The following is a 16,778-nucleotide window of genomic DNA, read 5'->3' as shown; positions in this document are numbered from 1 at the left end:
GCTACCGCGTACTCAGTGGTAGGTGCGACGATCGGACGGCACAACCCAGTTACACGGTGAAAGCAGAGGAAGTCGGCCATGGCAACGGCGCCCAGCGTCTCCTACTCGATGACGGTCCGACTGGAGGTGCCCGCGGGCGGAACCGCAGTCTCGCAGCTCACCACAGCGGTGGAGTCCGCCGGCGGCTCGGTCACCGGCCTCGATGTCACGGCCTCCGGCCACGACAAGCTCCGGATCGACGTCACCATCGCGGCCGGGTCGACGGCCCACGCCGACGAGATCGTGGAGCAGCTGCGCGGCATCGAGGGCGTCAGCCTGGGCAAGGTCTCCGACCGTACCTTCCTCATGCACCTCGGCGGCAAGATCGAGATGCAGTCCAAGCACCCCATCCGCAACCGCGACGACCTGTCCATGGTCTACACGCCGGGCGTGGCCCGCGTGTGCATGGCGATCGCCGAGAACCCCGAGGACGCCCGCCGCCTCACCATCAAGCGCAACTCCGTTGCGGTCGTGACGGACGGCTCCGCCGTGCTGGGCCTGGGCAACATCGGCCCCAAGGCCGCACTGCCGGTGATGGAGGGCAAGGCGGCCCTGTTCAAGCGGTTCGCCGGCATCGACGCCTGGCCGATCTGCCTGGACACCCAGGACACCGACGCGATCGTCGAGATCGTCAAGGCCATCGCCCCGGGCTTCGCCGGCATCAACCTGGAGGACATCTCCGCGCCCCGCTGCTTCGAGATCGAGGCCCGGCTGCGCGAGGCCCTCGACATCCCCGTCTTCCACGACGACCAGCACGGCACCGCCATCGTCGTGCTCGCCGCGCTGACCAACGCCCTGCGCGTGGTGGACAAGCCGATCGAGAACGTACGGGTCGTCATGTCCGGCGCCGGCGCGGCCGGTACGGCCATCCTCAAGCTGCTGCTCGCCGCCGGGGTCAAGAACGCCGTGGTCGCCGACATCCACGGCGTCGTGCACACCGGCCGCGCGGACCTGGTGGACGCCGCGCCCGAGTCCGCCCTGCGCTGGATCGCCGACAACACCAACCCCGAGGGCCTCACCGGCACCCTCAAGGAGGCCGTGCACGGCGCCGACGTCTTCATCGGCGTCTCCGCCCCCAACGTCCTCGACGGGGACGACGTGGCCGCCATGGCCGACGGCGCCATCGTGTTCGCGCTCGCGAACCCGGACCCCGAGGTCGACCCGGCGATCGCCCGCGAGACGGCCGCGGTCGTCGCCACCGGCCGCAGCGACTTCCCGAACCAGATCAACAACGTGCTGGTCTTCCCCGGTGTCTTCCGCGGCCTGCTCGACGCGCAGTCCCGCACCGTCAACACCGAGATGATGCTCGCCGCCGCGCACGCCCTCGCGGACGTGGTGACCGAGGACGAGATCAACCCGAACTACATCATTCCCAGCGTCTTCAACGACAAGGTCGCCGGCGCCGTCGCGGGCGCCGTGCGGGAGGCGGCGAAGGCCGCCGCAGGGGTGGCGTAGGTTCCCCCGGTCGGGGAAGGCGGCCCCTGGCGTGGTGGTGAGGATCATCACGGCGGGCCGCCCCTCCGGCGCGTCGCGGGATGTCGGGCCTCGGATCGCCCTCTAGGGTTGCGCAAGGCTCAGGCCCTCTCGGCGTGTGACTCCCAAGGGTGTTCTCACGACTCCTGGGGGTGCCGGATTGGCTTTACCGCCGCAGGTGGAGGCAGGATGCCTCCCTGGGCGCGAGGGTCTGACGACCGACCCGGGTCCGGGGAATGTCAGAGGGCCCTGGCAGCATCGGCATCGCTGTGCCCAACATGCGGCTCCGCCGCGTGGCACGCCTCAACGGCAAGAAGAACACGGGAGTAACAACATGAACCGCAGTGAGCTGGTGGCCGCGCTGGCCGACCGCGCCGAGGTGACCCGCAAGGACGCCGACGCCGTGCTGGCCGCGTTCGCCGAGGTTGTCGGCGACATCGTCTCCAAGGGCGACGAGAAGGTCACCGTCCCCGGCTTCCTGACCTTCGAGCGCACCCACCGTGCCGCTCGCACCGCCCGCAACCCGCAGACCGGCGAGCCGATCCAGATCCCGGCCGGCTACAGCGTCAAGGTCTCCGCGGGTTCCAAGCTCAAGGAAGCCGCCAAGGGTAAGTAAGCGCTCCGCTCGGAGTGCCGGGGACTGCGCGGATCGTTCGTTCGGGTGCGGTCGTTTTGCGGCCGCGGGCCGGACGTGGCTGGTCGCGCAGTTCCCCGCGCCCCTTGCAGGGGCGTTCGACTCAACGCCGATGGGGCGGCCACCCGGGTCCGGGTGGCCGCCCCATCGGCGTGTCTGCGCGGGTCAGCCCAGGGCCTTGCCCGGGAGTTCCACCTTCGCGCCCAGCTCCACGAGCTTGTCCATGAAGTTCTCGTAGCCGCGGTTGATCAGGTCGATGCCGTGGACCCTGGAGGTGCCCTGGGCCGCGAGGGCGGCGATCAGGTACGAGAAGCCGCCGCGCAGGTCGGGGATGACCAGGTCGGCGCCCTCCAGCTTGGTCGGTCCGGAGACGACCGCCGAGTGCAGGAAGTTGCGCTGGCCGAAGCGGCAGTCGGAGCCGCCGAGGCACTCGCGGTAGAGCTGGATGTGGGCGCCCATCTGGTTGAGCGCGGAGGTGAAGCCGAGCCGCGACTCGTAGACCGTCTCGTGGACGATGGACAGGCCGGTGGCCTGCGTCAGGGCGACCACCAGGGGCTGCTGCCAGTCCGTCTGGAAGCCGGGGTGCACGTCCGTCTCCAGGGCGATGGACTTCAGCCGGCCGCCCGGGTGCCAGAAGCGGATGCCCTCGTCGTCGATCTCGAACGCGCCGCCCACCTTCCGGAAGGTGTTCAGGAACGTCATCATCGAGCGCTGCTGGGCCCCGCGGACGTACACGTTGCCCTCGGTGGCCAGCGCCGCGGAGGCCCAGGAGGCCGCCTCCAGGCGGTCCGAGAGGGCACGGTGGGTGTAGCCGCCGAGCTCGTCCACGCCGGTGATGCGGATGGTGCGGTCGGTGTCCATGGCGATGATCGCGCCCATTTTCTGCAGGACGCAGATCAGGTCCTCGATCTCCGGCTCCACGGCCGCGTTGGACAGCTCCGTGACGCCCTCGGCGAGCACCGCCGTCAGCAGTACCTGCTCGGTCGCGCCGACGGACGGGTACGGCAGCCGGATCTTGGTGCCGCGCAGCCGCTGCGGAGCCTCCAGGTACTGGCCGTCCGCCCGCTTCTCGATCTTCGCGCCGAACTGGCGCAGCACCTCGAAGTGGAAGTCGATGGGCCGGCCGCCGATGTCGCAGCCGCCCAGACCCGGGATGAAGGCGTGCCCGAGGCGGTGCAGCAGCGGGCCGCAGAACAGGATCGGGATGCGCGACGAACCCGCGTGGGCATCGATGTCGGCGACGTTCGCGCTCTCCACGTGGGAGGGGTCCAGGACCAGCTCGCCGGGCTCCTCACCCGGGCGGACGGTCACCCCGTGCAGTTGCAGCAGCCCGCGTACGACCCGCACGTCGCGGATGTCCGGCACGTTGCGCAGCCGGCTCGGCGCACTGCCCAGCAGGGCCGCCACCATCGCCTTCGGCACGAGGTTCTTCGCACCGCGGACCCGGATCTCGCCCTCCAGCGGGGTCCCGCCGTGGACAAGCAGTACGTCATCAGCGCCGTTGACGGTCATGAATCTCGCGTTCCGTGGTGTTGGGCAGGGGTCCAGAAGGGAAAGGGTAATCGTCTTGTACCCCCGTTCCACGCGCCTCCGCACGGTCCGGCAACGTCATGGATTCGTCACAACACGTGGCGTTCACCGGCGCGTACGCGGGGTCACGATCCAGGGGCGTGCGCGGGTGCCTGTTCACTCCCGTGCCCCCGATTGCCTCCCCACGGGAGGGGAACATGCGGGATCATGTCTGGCATGACCGAGGTGTCCTCGCTCACGGGGCGGCTGCTCGTGGCAACGCCCGCCCTGGCGGACCCGAACTTCGAGCGTGCGGTGGTGCTCCTCCTCGACCACGACGAGGAGGGCTCCCTCGGTGTGGTCCTCAACCGCCCCACGCCGGTCGACGTGGGCGACATCCTGGAGGACTGGGCGGAGCTGGCCGACGCGCCGGGTGTCGTCTTCCAGGGCGGCCCGGTGTCGCTCGACTCGGCCCTCGGGGTCGCCGTCGTCCCCGGCGGGGCGTCCGGCGAGCGGGCTCCGCTGGGCTGGCGGCGGGTGCACGGCGCGATCGGCCTGGTCGACCTGGAGGCGCCGCCGGAGCTGCTGGCGTCCGCCGTGGGCGCCCTGCGGATCTTCGCCGGGTACGCGGGCTGGGGCCCCGGCCAGCTGGAGGACGAGCTGACCGAGGGCGCCTGGTACGTGGTCGAGTCCGAGCCCGGCGACGTCTCCTCGCCCTTCCCGGAGCGACTCTGGCGCGAGGTGCTGCGCCGCCAGCGGGGCGACCTGGCGATGGTGGCGACGTATCCGGACGACCCGTCGCTCAACTGAAGCGTGTGAGCTTCAGTACCCTTGGCGGTTATGAGCACTCTCGAGCCCGAGCGCGGGACAGGTACGGGAACCCTCGTCGAGCCGACGCCGCAGACGTCCCACGGCGACGGCGATCACGAGCGCTTCGCGCATTACGTCCAGAAGGACAAGATCATGGCGAGTGCCCTCGACGGCACGCCCGTCGTGGCGCTGTGCGGCAAGGTCTGGGTGCCGGGCCGTGATCCCAAGAAGTACCCCGTCTGCCCCATGTGCAAGGAGATCTACGAATCCATGAGCGGCGGCGGGGGCGAGGGCAAGGGCGGCGACAAGAAGTAGCGCCCCCTGTCCGTACGGACCGTACGGACCTCTTGGCTCGTCCCGAAGGCCCCCGGAGTGTGCCCGCGCACACTCCGGGGGCCTTCGTGCGTCGTCTGGCCGATGGACGAAGAGGTTGACGAATTGGTTCAGACCTCTTGTGGGCAGGGTCATGTCTCCCTACGCTCCTGGGTGTTGTGCAGAGCGAAACCGTCATTGCATATGTTGCAACGCACGCCCGGAGGAAAGACTCCATGAAGCTCGCCCCCCGCCTGGCCGTACTGCTGGCCGCGGCCGTCGCCGCCGCGACCGCCTGCGCACCCCAGACGTCCGACAACTCCTCCTCCGGCAAGGACGAGAAGAGCGGCACCCTGCGCGTCTGGCTGTTCCAGGAGGTCAACAACAAGCCGAAGGAGAAGGTCGTCGACGCGGCCCTCGCCGACTTCGAGAGGGCGCACGAGGACACGAAGGTCACCGTGGAGTACATCCCGGTCGAGACCCGCGCCCAGCGCATCAAGGCCGCCTTCAACGACCCCGAGAGCGCCCCCGACGTCATCGAGTACGGCAACACCGACACCGCCGGATACGTCAAGGACGGCGGACTGGCCGACGTCACCGCGGAGTTCGCTGCCTGGGACGAGGCCAAGGACACCGACCCCACCGCCCGCCAGTCGGTCACCGTGGACGGAAAGGTCTACGGCGCCCCGTACTTCGTCGGCGTGCGCGCCCTCTACTACCGCACCGACGTCTTCGACGAGCTCGGTCTCGAACCTCCCAAGTCGCTGGCGGAGCTGGCGTCCACCGCCAAGAAGGTGCACGCCGCGAAGCCCCACCTCTACGGCATCGCGGTCGGCGGTGCCTACACCTACGGCGCGATGCCGTTCATCTGGGCCAACGGCGGCGAACTCGCCGAGGGGAAGGGCGGCTCGTACGCCTCCGCCATCGACAGCGCCGCCGCCCGGAAGGGCATCGAGGCGTACACGTCCCTCTTCGGGGACGACAACTGCCCCGCCGCCAAGTGCGCCGGCATGGGCGGCAACGACACCGTCACCGCCTTCGCATCCGGCAAGGCGGCCATGGCCGTCGGCGGCGACTTCAGCCACCAGGCCGTGGAAGCCGGCGCGGCGAAGGGCAAGTACGCGGTCGTGCCGCTGCCGGGCGTCGAGTCCGGCTCCATAGCCCCCGCCTTCGCGGGCGGCAACAACATCGGCGTCCTGAAGAGCACCGCGCACCGCACCCTCGCCGTCGACCTGATGCGGCGGCTCGCCTCGAAGAAGGCGCAGGGCGAACTGTTCGACGCGATGGGCTTCCTGCCGACCTTCACGGACGTGCGGCAGCAGGTCGCGGCGAAGGAGCCGTTCGTGGAGCCGTTCGTCGACACGCTCGCCGCGGGCACCAAGTTCGTGCCGGCCTCTCCCGCGTGGGCGACGATCGACTCCTCGCAGGTGCTGCCGACCATGTTCCAGGAGGTGGTCAGCGGCAAGAAGGACGTGGGCGCTGCCGCCGGGGACGCGGCTCGGAAGATGGACGAGGCGTTTGGCTCCGCCGGATGACGGGTTCGCCTGTGAGCTCGGGAGGTGCGGTGCGTTCGCGGGTGCGGGAGCGTCGTGGTTTCGCGCGCCGTTCCCCGCGCCCCTTCGGGCGCTCCTCCGCCATCCCTTGGATATATCTTGCCCCCGCTCTTGTGGTCCTTGGCGGGTTGCTGGTCTACCCCGTCTATCAGCTCGGATTGATCTCCTTCCTGGAGTACACGCAGGCTCAGGTCAGTGGTGGGGAGCCGGCGACCTTCCAGGGGTTCGGGAACTATGCCGAGTTGTTCGGGGACGGTGAGTTCTGGCGGGTGCTGCTGGCCACCGTGGTGTTCGCCGCCGCCTGTGTGGTGTCCACGCTGGCCGTCGGGTGTGCGCTCGCCGTGCTGCTCACGCGGGTGCGGGCCGTGCCGCGGCTGGCGTTGATGCTGGCGGGGCTGGGCGCGTGGGCGACCCCGGCGGTCACCGGCTCCACGGTCTGGCTGCTGCTGTTCGACCCCGACTTCGGGCCCGTCAACCGGATCCTGGGCCTCGGCGACCACTCCTGGACGTACGGGCGCTACAGCGCCTTCCTGCTGGTGCTGCTCGAAGTGGTGTGGTGCTCCTTCCCGTTCGTCATGGTGACCGTCTACGCCGGGATACGGGCCGTACCGGCCGAGGTGCTGGAGGCCGCCGCGCTCGACGGGGCCTCGCAGTGGCGGATCTGGCGTTCGGTGCTCGCGCCGATGCTCCGGCCGATCCTGGTCGTCGTCACCATCCAGTCGGTCATCTGGGACTTCAAGGTCTTCACCCAGATCTACGTCATGACGGGCGGCGGCGGCATCGCCGGCCAGAACCTCGTCCTCAACGTCTACGCCTACCAGAAGGCCTTCGCGTCCTCGCAGTACAGCCTCGGCTCCGCCATCGGCGTCGTCATGCTGCTGATCCTGCTCGCGGTGACGCTGGTGTACCTGCGGCTGCTGCGCCGCCAGGGGGAGGAGCTGTGAATCTTCCGCGCGCGGGTGCGCCGTCCGTGGCGGCTGGCGGCCGAGGTGTCCGCGTTGCTGATCGCGGTGGTCGTCGCCTTCCCGCTGTACTGGATGGTGCTGAGCGCCTTCAAACCGGCCGGGGAGATCGAGTCGAGCGAGCCCCGGCCCTGGACGCTGACCCCCTCGCTGGATTCCTTCCGGCGGGTGTTCGAGCAGCAGGAATTCGGCCGCTACTTTCTCAACAGCCTGATCGTGGCGGGGTGCGTGGTCATCGCCTCGGCGCTCATCGCGTTCCTCGCGGCGACCGCGGTGACGCGTTTCCGGTTCCGCTTCCGGACCACCCTGCTGATCATGTTCCTGGTGGCCCAGATGGTGCCCGTGGAGGCGCTCACCATCCCGCTGTTCTTCCTCATGCGGGACTTCGGCCAGCTGAACACGCTGGGCTCCCTGATCCTGCCGCACATCGCCTTCTCGCTGCCCTTCGCGATCTGGATGCTGCGGGGCTTCGTGAAAGCCGTGCCGGAGGCCCTGGAGGAGGCCGCCTGCATCGACGGAGCGAGCCGGACGCGCTTTCTGTGGCAGATCCTTTTCCCGCTGGTCCTGCCGGGGCTTGTGGCCACCAGCGTCTTCTCCTTCATCTCGACCTGGAACGACTTCCTGTTCGCCAAGTCGTTCATCATCAGCGACACCTCCCAGTCGACGCTGCCGATGGCGCTGCTGGTCTTCTACAAGCCGGACGATCCCGACTGGGGCGGCGTCATGGCCGCGTCCACGGTGATGACGATTCCGGTGCTGGTCTTCTTCGTACTCGTACAACGACGACTCGTCTCCGGCCTCGGCGGAGCGGTGAAGGACTGACAAACGTGACCGACGTGAGTGACGTGACGCAGGCGACCGACGTGATTCCCCAACCGCGTCAAGTGGCGGCCCGCGACGACGAAACCTTCTTCGAGCTCGGCCCGGACACCGCCCTGGTGGCCGACGAGGGCGCCGGGCACACCGAGCGCTGGCTGCGCGCCACGCTGGGCGCGGCCACCGGCCTGCCGCTGGGGCCCGGGGCGGCGGGCGGCGGCCTCCTCCGGCTGTCCCTCGACGGCGGACTGGCCGAGGAGGGCTACCGCCTCGACATCGCACCGGAGGGCGTGCACCTCACCGGCGGCGACCCGGCCGGCCTCTTCTGGGGCGCCCAGACCCTGCGCCAACTGCTCGGCCCGGACGCCTTCCGGCGCGCCCCGCTGCCCGGCCGCCGGTGGCGGCTGCCGCTGGGCCGCGTCGAGGACGCGCCCCGCTTCCACTGGCGCGGACTGATGCTGGACGTCTCCCGGCACTTCATGCCCAAGGACGGCGTTCTGCGCTACCTGGACCTGATGGCCGCCCACAAACTCAACGTCCTGCACTTCCACCTGACGGACGACCAGGGCTGGCGCGTCGAGATCAAACGCCACCCCAAGCTTACCGAGACCGGTTCCTGGCGGGCGCGCACGAAATTCGGCCACCGGGCCTCGCCGCTGTGGGAGGACAAACCCCACGGCGGTTACTACACCCAGGAGGACATCCGGGAGATCGTCGCCTACGCCGCCGCGCGGCACATCACCGTCGTCCCCGAAATCGACGTACCCGGGCACTCGCAGGCCGCCATCGCCGCGTATCCGGAACTGGGCAACACGGATGTGATCGACACCACCGCGCTCTCCGTCTGGGACACCTGGGGCGTCTGCCCGAACGTGCTCGCCCCCACCGAGAACACACTGCGCTTCTACGAGGGCGTGTTCGAGGAAATCCTGGAGCTTTTCCCCTCGGAGTTCGTCCACATCGGCGGCGACGAATGTCCGAAGGACCAGTGGCGGGCCTCGGCCACCGCACAGGCGCGGATCGCGGAACTCGGCCTCGCCGGCGAGGACGAACTCCAGGCCTGGTTCATCCAGCACTTCGACACCTGGCTCACCGCACGCGGACGCCGGCTCATCGGCTGGGACGAGATCCTGGAGGGCGGACTCGCCAAGGGCGCGGCCGTGTCCTCCTGGCGCGGCTACGCGGGCGGGATCGCCGCCGCGCGCGCGGGGCACGACGTCGTGATGTGCCCCGAGCAGCAGGTGTACCTGAACTTCCGGGAGGACGGCGGCGAGGACGAACCCGTGCCGATCGCCTTCGTGCGCACCCTGGAGGACGTCTACCGGTTCGAGCCGGTTCCCGCGGAACTGACCCCCCAGGAGTCCGGACACGTGATCGGCACCCAGGCGAACCTGTGGACCGAGGTGACGGAGAACCAGGAGCGGGTGGACTACCAGCTCTTCCCGAGGCTCGCCGCCTTCGCCGAGGTCGCCTGGAGCGCCCTGCCCGCCCCCGCCGACCGGGACTACGGCGCCTTCGAGCGGCGGATGGCCACCCACTACCGGCGGCTCGACGCTCTGGGCGTCGCCTACCGTCCGCCCGCTGGCCCGCGCCCCTGGCAGCGGCGGCCCGGCGTGCTCGGCCGGCCGATGGACGGGCCGCCGCCGAACAAGTGAGCAGTGACCGAGTGAGCACGTGGGCATGCAAGGGAAGGAAACGCCCCTAAACGTCACCGAAGAGTGGCAACTCGTGCGCATCGCGCGTAGCTCCGATCGTCGGAGATCCCGTCTGAAAACGGACCATCTCACCGACGAGACGGGCGAATGCCTCCTAGCGGACCCCTGCGTCCGGGCCCTGCGAAGATGTGCCAGAGTTGCCACGTCCGCCCTGTCAGGTCGTACCGTACGGCCACATGGGCGGGACCAGGTGGGACAGCGGGAAGGGGCAGTCGGGTTGACCACGCACGCACCGCAGGCGGCGCAGGCCGTCACGCTGCCCACGACACTGGACGAGGCCGTGGCGGCGCTCACCGCGATGCCCGCGGCCGTTCCGGTCGCGGGCGGCACCGACCTGATGGCGGCCGTCAACTCCGGTCAGCTCAGGCCCGCCGCGCTGGTGGGACTCGGCCGGATCAGCGAGATCCGCGGCTGGCAGTACCAGGACGGCCACGCGCTGCTCGGCGCGGGCCTCACCCACGCCCGCATGGGCCGCCCCGACTTCGCCGCGCTGATCCCGGCGCTCGCCGCCGCCGCGCGGGCCGCCGGACCGCCGCAGATCCGCAACGCCGGGACCCTGGGCGGCAACATCGCCTCGGCCGCCCCCACCGGGGACGCGCTGCCGGTGCTGGCCGCCCTGGAGGCGACACTGATCATCGCGGGCCCGGACGGGGCCCGCCGGGAGGTGCCGGTCTCGCACCTGCTGGCGGGCATGGAGATGCTCCGCGCGGGAGAGCTCATCGGCTACGTGCGCGTGCCGCTGCTGCACGCGCCGCAGGTCTTCCTGAAGGCGACCGGCCGCACCGGACCCGGCCGGGCGACGGCCTCCGTGGCGCTGGTCCTCGACCCCGCCCGGCGCGGTGTGCGGTGCGCGGTGGGCGCCATCGCGCCGATGCCGCTGCGGCCCCTGGAGGCCGAGCAGTGGGTGGCCTCGCTCATCGACTGGGACAACGGCCGCGCCGTCGTCCCGGAGGCGCTGCACGGATTCGGCGAGTACGTCGCCGCGGCCTGCATCCCCGACGCGGCCCCGGACGAGGACGGCTCCGTGCCGCAGCTTCCGCCCGCCGTACTGCACCTGCGGCGCACCGTCGCCGCGCTGGCCCGACGAGCACTGGGGAGGGCGCTGTCGTGACCGACGACCAGCACGGCGACCCGCACGGCGATCAGCACGCGGGGGGCGCACCTCCCGGCGGCAGCCGCTGGGACCCGCTGCCCCAGGGCGACTACGACGACGGCGCCACCGCCTTCGTGAAGCTCCCCGAGGGCGGCGTGGACGCGCTCCTCGCCTCCGCCGAGAGCCCGCTCGCCGCCCCCGGACACGGCTATGTGCCGCCCCAGATCACGGTCGCGCCCGCCACCACCACCGGCACCGACCCGGCCGCCCCCGGCTCCTGGGCGGTGCCGTCGGCCCCGTCCGCGCCCGTGGACGGCACCCAGTGGCAGGCCCAGGACACCGGTCAGGACCCCGCCGCCCACCAGGGGTACGGCCACTACGCGGCCCAGCAGGACCCGTACGGCGGGGCGGCGCCCTACGGCGTGCACGCCGGGCAGGGCGTCCCCGGGCACGACGACCGGTTCGCCTACCAGCCCGGCGCCACCGGCCAGTGGGACTTCCCGCAGGACCCGCAGGCGGCGCAGGCCGACGCGGACGCCGCGGCGGTCCGGCCCGCGCCGGGCCAGGACGTGACCGGGCAGTGGTCCATCCCCGTGGCCGACGGCGACCTGCCGGACGAGTCGGGCGAGTTCACCACGTCCTCCCTGGCCGAGCAGTGGGGCACCGGCGCTCCCGCCACCCTCCCCGGCGGCGCTCCCGCGCCCTGGGCGACGCAGCCGACGGGGCAGCCGTGGGGCGAGTCCGCGGCGCCGCCCGGACCGGCCGACGACGAGCGGCCGGACGCGAGCGCGTACGGGCGCGGCCCCGCCGAGGGCGGGCACGGATACGGCTCCACCGCGGGCGGACCCGGAGAGGGGCACGGGCCCGACGCGGGCCACGGACCCGGTTCCGCCGCCGGCGGGCCCGCGTACGGCTCCGCCGAGGGCGGGTACGGGCGCGGCCCCGAGGGCGGATACGGGCACGGCCCCGAGTCCGGCCCGGACGCGGGCCACGGCCCCGATTCCGGCGCCGACGCCGGCCACGGGTCCGCGTCTGCCGCCGGTCGACACGACGCCGATGCCGCTGCCGGCCCGCACCACCCGGACCCGAGCGGGCTCGCGTACGGGCCGGAAGCGGGCGGCCACGGGTCCGATGACGACGCCGGTCCGCTCGACGCCGATGCCGCTGCCGGCCCGCACCACCCGGACCCGAGCGGGCTCGCGTACGGGCCGGAAGCGGGCGGCCACGGGTCTGATGCCGCCGCCGGTCCGCTCGACGCCGATGCCGCTGCCGGCCCGCACCACCCGGATCCGACCGGGCTCGCGTACGGGCCGGAAGCGGGCGGCCACGGGTCCGATGCCGCCGCCGTCGGACCGACCGGGCCGGACGTGAACGCGCCCGCGCACGGGGGGCGCCCCGGCGCGAGCCCGGACGGCTCCCGCCCCGCAGACGGTCCGTACACCCACGTGCCCGATGGCGACGCTGAGTCGGCGACCGAAGCCGCGGCCGGAAGCGGCACGGCCGCCGACGGATCCGAGGGAGCCGAGGAGGCCTCTGAGGGCCCGTCAGGGCGTGCCGCCGGCCCCGGCGGGGCGGCGGAGGCAGGATCCCGTCCGGAGGCCGCTGAAGACCCCGTGACGGACCGGGCGCCGACCGCCGGTCGGGAGCGCGTGCCCGAGCCCGACCGGGAGCAGGGGCAGGAGCCCGGGGGAGAGCCGCGGCCGGAGTCCGCGGCCGACGCCGTCGCCGAGGAGGCCGCGGTGCCCGTCGCGGCGGGCCCGGCCGGTGACGTAACCGAGGCGGCGGACGCGGCCGACGGACGTACCGGCGGCGACGGAGCCGACGCCGAGGGAGCCGTCGCCGACGGCGCCCGGGAGCCGTCGCCCGCCGCGGGTCCGCAGGAGGAACACCCCCTCGCCTCCTACGTACTGCGCGTCAACGGCGCCGACCGGCCCGTCACCGACGCCTGGATCGGCGAATCGCTGCTGTACGTGCTGCGCGAGCGGCTCGGTCTCGCGGGCGCCAAGGACGGCTGCTCGCAGGGCGAGTGCGGCGCCTGCAACGTGCAGGTCGACGGACGGCTCGTCGCCTCCTGCCTGGTCCCGTCCGTGACCGCGGCCGGCAGCGAGGTACGCACCGTCGAGGGCCTGGCCACCGACGGACAGCCCTCGGACGTGCAGCGCGCGCTCGCCCGCCGCGGCGCCGTGCAGTGCGGCTTCTGCGTGCCCGGCATGGCGATGACCGTGCACAACCTCCTGGAGGGCAACCCGGCCCCGACCGAGCTGGAGGCCCGCCAGGCCCTGTGCGGCAACCTGTGCCGCTGCTCCGGCTACCGGGGTGTCCTGGAGGCCGTGCAGGAGGTCGTCGCCGAGCGCGAGGCGCACGCCGGCGCCGAAGCGCAGGCCGACGCCGACTCCGAGGAGCCCCGCATCCCGCACCAGGCCGCTCCCGGCGCGGGTGGCGTCAACGCGGCGGCGTTCGAGTCCGCGCCACCGCCCGGCGCCCACGACCCCACCGGACCGCACGACCAGCCGCCCTACGGCGACCACGGCGACCACGGCACCCACGGCCGGGACGGAGGCCACGCGTGAGCAACGACACCGCGACTGCGGAGGCCGAGGGAACCGCCGAGGCGGCGACCCCCGTCCCCGAGCCGATCCCGCACGGCCTGGGCGAGTCCCTGCCGCCCGCCGACGCCCGCGCCAAGACCGAGGGCACCTTCCCGTACGCCGCCGACCTGTGGGCCGAGGGCCTGCTGTGGGCGGCCGTGCTGCGCTCACCGCACCCGCACGCGCGCATCGTGTCCATCGACACCACCCACGCGCGCGAGATGCCCGGCGTACGGGCGGTGATCACCCACGAGGACGTGCCCGGCACCCCGCTGCACGGCCGCGGCGGCCGCGCCGACCGGCCGGTCTTCGCCTCCGACGTAGTACGCCACCACGGCGAGCCCCTCGCCGCCGTCGCCGCCGACCACCCGGACACCGCGCGGATGGCCGCCGCCGCCGTCATCGTCGAGTACGAGGTGCTCGACCCGGTCACCGACCCGGAGCACGCCTTCGAGGCCGAGCCGCTGCACCCCGACGGCAACCTGATCCGGCACATCCCGCTGCGCCACGGCGACCCGGACGCGGCCGGCGAGATCGTCGTCGAGGGCCTGTACCGCATCGGCCGTCAGGACCCGGCGCCCATAGGGGCCGAGGCGGGGCTGGCCGTACCGCGTCCCGACGGCGGCGTGGAGCTGTACCTGGCCTCCACCGACCCGCACGGGGACCGCGACACCGCCGCCGCGTGCTACGGCCTGCCGCCCGAGCAGGTGAAGATCGTCGTCACCGGGGTGCCGGGCGCCACCGCCGACCGCGAGGACCAGGGCTTCCAGCTGCCGCTCGGCCTGCTCGCCCTGAAGACCGGCTGCCCGGTGAAACTGACCGCCACGCGCGAGGAGTCCTTCCTCGGGCACACCCACCGCCACCCCACCCTCCTGCGGTACCGCCACCACGCGGACGCCGAGGGCCGGATCGTGAAGGTCGAGGCGCAGATCCTGCTCGACGCGGGCGCCTACGCGGACACCTCCTCCGACGCCCTCGCCGCCGCCGTCGCCTTCGCCTGCGGCCCCTACGTGGTGCCGAACGCCTTCATCGAGGGCTGGGCCGTGCGCACCAACAACCCGCCCTCCGGCCATGTGCGCGGCGAGGGCGCCATGCAGGTGTGCGCCGCGTACGAGGCGCAGATGGACAAGGTCGCCAAGAAGCTCGGCCTGGACCCGGCCGAGGTGCGGCTGCGCAACGTCCTGGCCACCGGCGACGTGCTGCCCACCGGGCAGACGGTCACCTGTCCCGCCCCGGTCGCCGAACTCCTCCAAGCGGTCCGCGACTTCCCGCTGCCCGCGCTGCCCAAGGACACGCCCGAGGACGAGTGGCTGCTGCCCGGCGGCCCCGAGGGCGCGGGCGAACCGGGCGCCGTGCGCCGGGGCGTGGGCTACGGCATCGGCATGGTGCACATGCTGGGCGCCGAGGGCGCCGACGAGGTCTCCACGGCCACCGTGAAGGTCCAGGACGGCGTCGCGACGGTGCTGTGCGCCGCCGTCGAGACCGGCCAGGGCTTCACCACGCTGGCCCGGCAGATCGTGCAGGACACCCTCGGCGTCGACGAGGTGCAGGTGGCGCCCGTCGACACCGACCAGCCCCCGGCCGGGCCGGGCTGCCGGGGCCGGCACACCTGGGTGTCGGGCGGCGCGGTGGAGCGGGCGGCCAAGATGGTCCGCACCCAGCTCCTCCAGCCGTTGGCGCACCAGTTCGGGATGTCGACCGAACTGCTCCAGATCGCCGACGGCAAGATCACCTCCTACGACGGTGTGCTGTCGACGACCGTCGGCGAAGCGCTGGACGGCAAGGAGCTGTGGGCCACCGCCCAGTGCCGCCCGCACCCGACCGAGCCGCTGGACGAGGCCGGCCAGGGCGACGCGTTCGTCGGCATGGCCTTCTGCGCGATCCGCGCGGTGGTGGACGTGGACATCGAGATCGGCTCGGTGCGGGTCGTGGAGCTGGCCGTCGCCCAGGACGTCGGCCGGGTCCTGAACCCGGCCCAGCTGACCGCGCGGATCGAGGCGGGCGTCACGCAGGGCGTCGGCATCGCGCTCACGGAGAACCTGCGCACCCCGCGCGGTCTGATCCGCCACCCCGACCTGACCGGCTACGCCCTGCCGACCGCGCTGGACGCCCCGGACATCCGGATCGTGAAGCTCGTCGAGGAGCGGGACGTGGTCGCGCCCTTCGGCGCCAAGGCCGTCAGCGCGGCCCCGGTGGTGGCCTCCCCGGCGGCCGTCGCCTCCGCCGTGCGCGCGGCCACGGGACGCCCGGTGAACCGCCTCCCGATCCGGCCGCAGGCCGCGGTGGCCACCGGCAACTGAGCCGCTGCTCACGCGCCCGAGGCAACGCACGAGCCCCCGGGCGCGTCCTACGGGGCGGACGGGGTCCGTGCGCAGACGCGTTGTCAGTGGTGGCGCGTAGTCTCCGAAGGAGCGCGAACGGCAGCCGCCGGTACGCGGACGGCCACACTTTCTCGGGGGAGACGATGCACGCGGTCACCGGCGGTACGACGTTCATGCGGGGCTCCGCGGCGGACGCCCGGACGGCGATCCCCTCGCTGGTGACCCGGGTCCGCCTCGCGACATCGGTGGAGGACCCGTCGTGGACGCGCGGCGCCACCCGGCGGCCCCAGGGGAGCTGCGAGCGCCCGTCCCTGTGGAACACGTCCACCCTGACGAGCTGCCTGCTCCTGGCGGTGAGCCACCGCGCGGAGCCGGGGACCTCCCGAGACCTGCCGTCCCGCTTCCTGGACCGGGAGTTCGGCCGTCACCGCGTGACGCGCTTCGAGGACATCGACTTCCCCCGGACCCTCACCCACGAGCCCACCCGCCGCTTCCTGCGCGAGACGGGCCTGCCCGAGGACGCTCACCCCTTCCGACTGGACGCGGACGACCTGCCGCTGCCGACGCTCGCCGAGTACGCCGAGGAGCACCCCGAGCACCCGGCCCCGGCCGGCGCGGAGCGCCTCGTACGCCTGGGACGGCTGGCGGACGGCGCGCACGTGGTCGTCGACGGCACGACGGGCACCGTCCTGACCTGGCGGACGCCCGACGGCACCCTCCACCCCCTGGTGGCGGACGTCTCCGCCCTCGCCCTCACCCTCTGGGCGCTGCGCCGGGCGGGACGCCTGGAGGCCGTGGCGGGGATCGAACCCGCGTAACTCCCCGCGAGCGGAGCTCGCTGACGGGTGCTGCGCAGGCGAGCCCCTCAACCACTCGGGCACACGGCCGGGTCTGCGGCTTCGTGACTCGACGGTAGGGCGGGGCCGGGGAGGCGCTCAAGGGACCGGGCGGGC

General features: G+C 72.7%; 13 protein-coding genes and 1 tRNA gene. 12 read left to right on the top strand and 2 right to left on the bottom strand.

Annotated elements, in window-relative coordinates; translation table 11 throughout:
• Window positions 1-78 precede the first annotated feature (78 nt).
• Entirely contained in the window at window positions 79-1,494 is a 1,416-nt protein-coding gene (locus IE94_RS0107895; protein ID WP_030180236.1) for an NAD-dependent malic enzyme, read from the top strand.
• 352 nt (window positions 1,495-1,846) lie between these two features.
• Complete coding sequence (locus IE94_RS0107890; protein WP_004987462.1) at window positions 1,847-2,128, top strand: HU family DNA-binding protein; 282 nt, start codon at window positions 1,847-1,849, stop codon at window positions 2,126-2,128.
• Window positions 2,129-2,311: 183 nt separating this feature from the next.
• On the opposite strand, the gene murA is transcribed toward IE94_RS0107890, so the two are convergent.
• Complete coding sequence (murA, locus tag IE94_RS0107885) at window positions 2,312-3,658, bottom strand: UDP-N-acetylglucosamine 1-carboxyvinyltransferase (protein WP_030180233.1); 1,347 nt, start codon at window positions 3,656-3,658, stop codon at window positions 2,312-2,314.
• 234 nt (window positions 3,659-3,892) lie between these two features.
• Between murA and IE94_RS0107880 the strand changes: the two genes are divergently transcribed.
• From IE94_RS0107880 to IE94_RS37770, 10 genes are all read left to right on the top strand, one after another.
• Complete coding sequence (locus tag IE94_RS0107880) at window positions 3,893-4,465, top strand: YqgE/AlgH family protein (protein WP_030180232.1); 573 nt, start codon at window positions 3,893-3,895, stop codon at window positions 4,463-4,465.
• Window positions 4,466-4,495: 30 nt separating this feature from the next.
• On the top strand, window positions 4,496-4,780 hold the full coding sequence (locus tag IE94_RS0107875) for a DUF3039 domain-containing protein (protein ID WP_030180230.1): 285 nt from the start codon (window positions 4,496-4,498) through the stop codon (window positions 4,778-4,780).
• Between the two features lie 233 nt (window positions 4,781-5,013).
• Window positions 5,014-6,312: an extracellular solute-binding protein gene (locus tag IE94_RS0107870; protein ID WP_030180228.1), complete on the top strand. Its 1,299-nt coding sequence runs from the start codon at window positions 5,014-5,016 to the stop codon at window positions 6,310-6,312.
• Window positions 6,309-7,274 carry a carbohydrate ABC transporter permease gene (locus tag IE94_RS0107865; RefSeq protein ID WP_030180226.1) on the top strand — a complete coding sequence of 322 codons (966 nt, stop codon included), beginning with the start codon at window positions 6,309-6,311 and terminating at the stop codon, window positions 7,272-7,274. The genes IE94_RS0107870 and IE94_RS0107865 overlap by 4 nt, the downstream gene beginning before the upstream one ends.
• Window positions 7,275-8,114 (top strand): carbohydrate ABC transporter permease, encoded by an 840-nt coding sequence (locus IE94_RS0107860; RefSeq protein WP_030180223.1) that lies wholly within the window; start codon window positions 7,275-7,277, stop codon window positions 8,112-8,114.
• A gap of 5 nt (window positions 8,115-8,119) precedes the next feature.
• Complete coding sequence (locus IE94_RS0107855; RefSeq protein ID WP_030180220.1) at window positions 8,120-9,763, top strand: beta-N-acetylhexosaminidase; 1,644 nt, start codon at window positions 8,120-8,122, stop codon at window positions 9,761-9,763.
• 277 nt (window positions 9,764-10,040) lie between these two features.
• Window positions 10,041-10,934, top strand: coding sequence for an FAD binding domain-containing protein (locus IE94_RS0107850; protein ID WP_030180216.1), 894 nt, complete (start codon window positions 10,041-10,043; stop codon window positions 10,932-10,934).
• The gene (locus IE94_RS39020) at window positions 10,931-13,486 is read left to right on the top strand and encodes a 2Fe-2S iron-sulfur cluster-binding protein (protein WP_030180214.1); all 2,556 of its coding nucleotides are present in this window, start codon (window positions 10,931-10,933) and stop codon (window positions 13,484-13,486) included. Before IE94_RS0107850 ends, IE94_RS39020 begins: the two co-directional genes overlap by 4 nt.
• Complete coding sequence (locus tag IE94_RS0107840; RefSeq protein ID WP_030180211.1) at window positions 13,483-15,804, top strand: xanthine dehydrogenase family protein molybdopterin-binding subunit; 2,322 nt, start codon at window positions 13,483-13,485, stop codon at window positions 15,802-15,804. Before IE94_RS39020 ends, IE94_RS0107840 begins: the two co-directional genes overlap by 4 nt.
• 164 nt (window positions 15,805-15,968) lie before the next feature.
• Entirely contained in the window at window positions 15,969-16,643 is a 675-nt protein-coding gene (locus tag IE94_RS37770; protein WP_078606421.1) for an SUKH-4 family immunity protein, read from the top strand.
• Here the strand turns inward: IE94_RS37770 and IE94_RS0107835 are convergent.
• Window positions 16,612-16,712 (bottom strand) — tRNA-OTHER (locus IE94_RS0107835). The two genes, IE94_RS37770 and IE94_RS0107835, sit on opposite strands and share 32 nt — an antisense overlap.
• Window positions 16,713-16,778 lie beyond the last annotated feature (66 nt).

The sequence above is a fragment of the Streptomyces violaceorubidus genome, from assembly GCF_000717995.1.
Taxonomy (GTDB): Bacteria; Actinomycetota; Actinomycetes; order Streptomycetales; family Streptomycetaceae; genus Streptomyces; species Streptomyces violaceorubidus.
This window is presented reverse-complemented; position numbering and strand designations above follow the sequence as displayed.

Excerpts from the sequence above, each read along its gene's own strand:
- IE94_RS0107895 (WP_030180236.1), top strand. The coding sequence starts at position 79 with ATGGCAACGGCGCCCAGCGTCTCCTACTCGATGACGGTCCGACTGGAG.
- IE94_RS37770 (WP_078606421.1), top strand. The coding sequence starts at position 15,969 with ATGCACGCGGTCACCGGCGGTACGACGTTCATGCGGGGCTCCGCGGCG.
- IE94_RS0107870 (WP_030180228.1), top strand. The coding sequence starts at position 5,014 with ATGAAGCTCGCCCCCCGCCTGGCCGTACTGCTGGCCGCGGCCGTCGCC.
- IE94_RS0107865 (WP_030180226.1), top strand. The coding sequence starts at position 6,309 with ATGACGGGTTCGCCTGTGAGCTCGGGAGGTGCGGTGCGTTCGCGGGTG.
- IE94_RS0107890 (WP_004987462.1), top strand. The coding sequence starts at position 1,847 with ATGAACCGCAGTGAGCTGGTGGCCGCGCTGGCCGACCGCGCCGAGGTG.
- IE94_RS0107880 (WP_030180232.1), top strand. The coding sequence starts at position 3,893 with ATGACCGAGGTGTCCTCGCTCACGGGGCGGCTGCTCGTGGCAACGCCC.
- murA (WP_030180233.1), bottom strand. The coding sequence starts at position 3,658 with ATGACCGTCAACGGCGCTGATGACGTACTGCTTGTCCACGGCGGGACC.
- IE94_RS0107875 (WP_030180230.1), top strand. The coding sequence starts at position 4,496 with ATGAGCACTCTCGAGCCCGAGCGCGGGACAGGTACGGGAACCCTCGTC.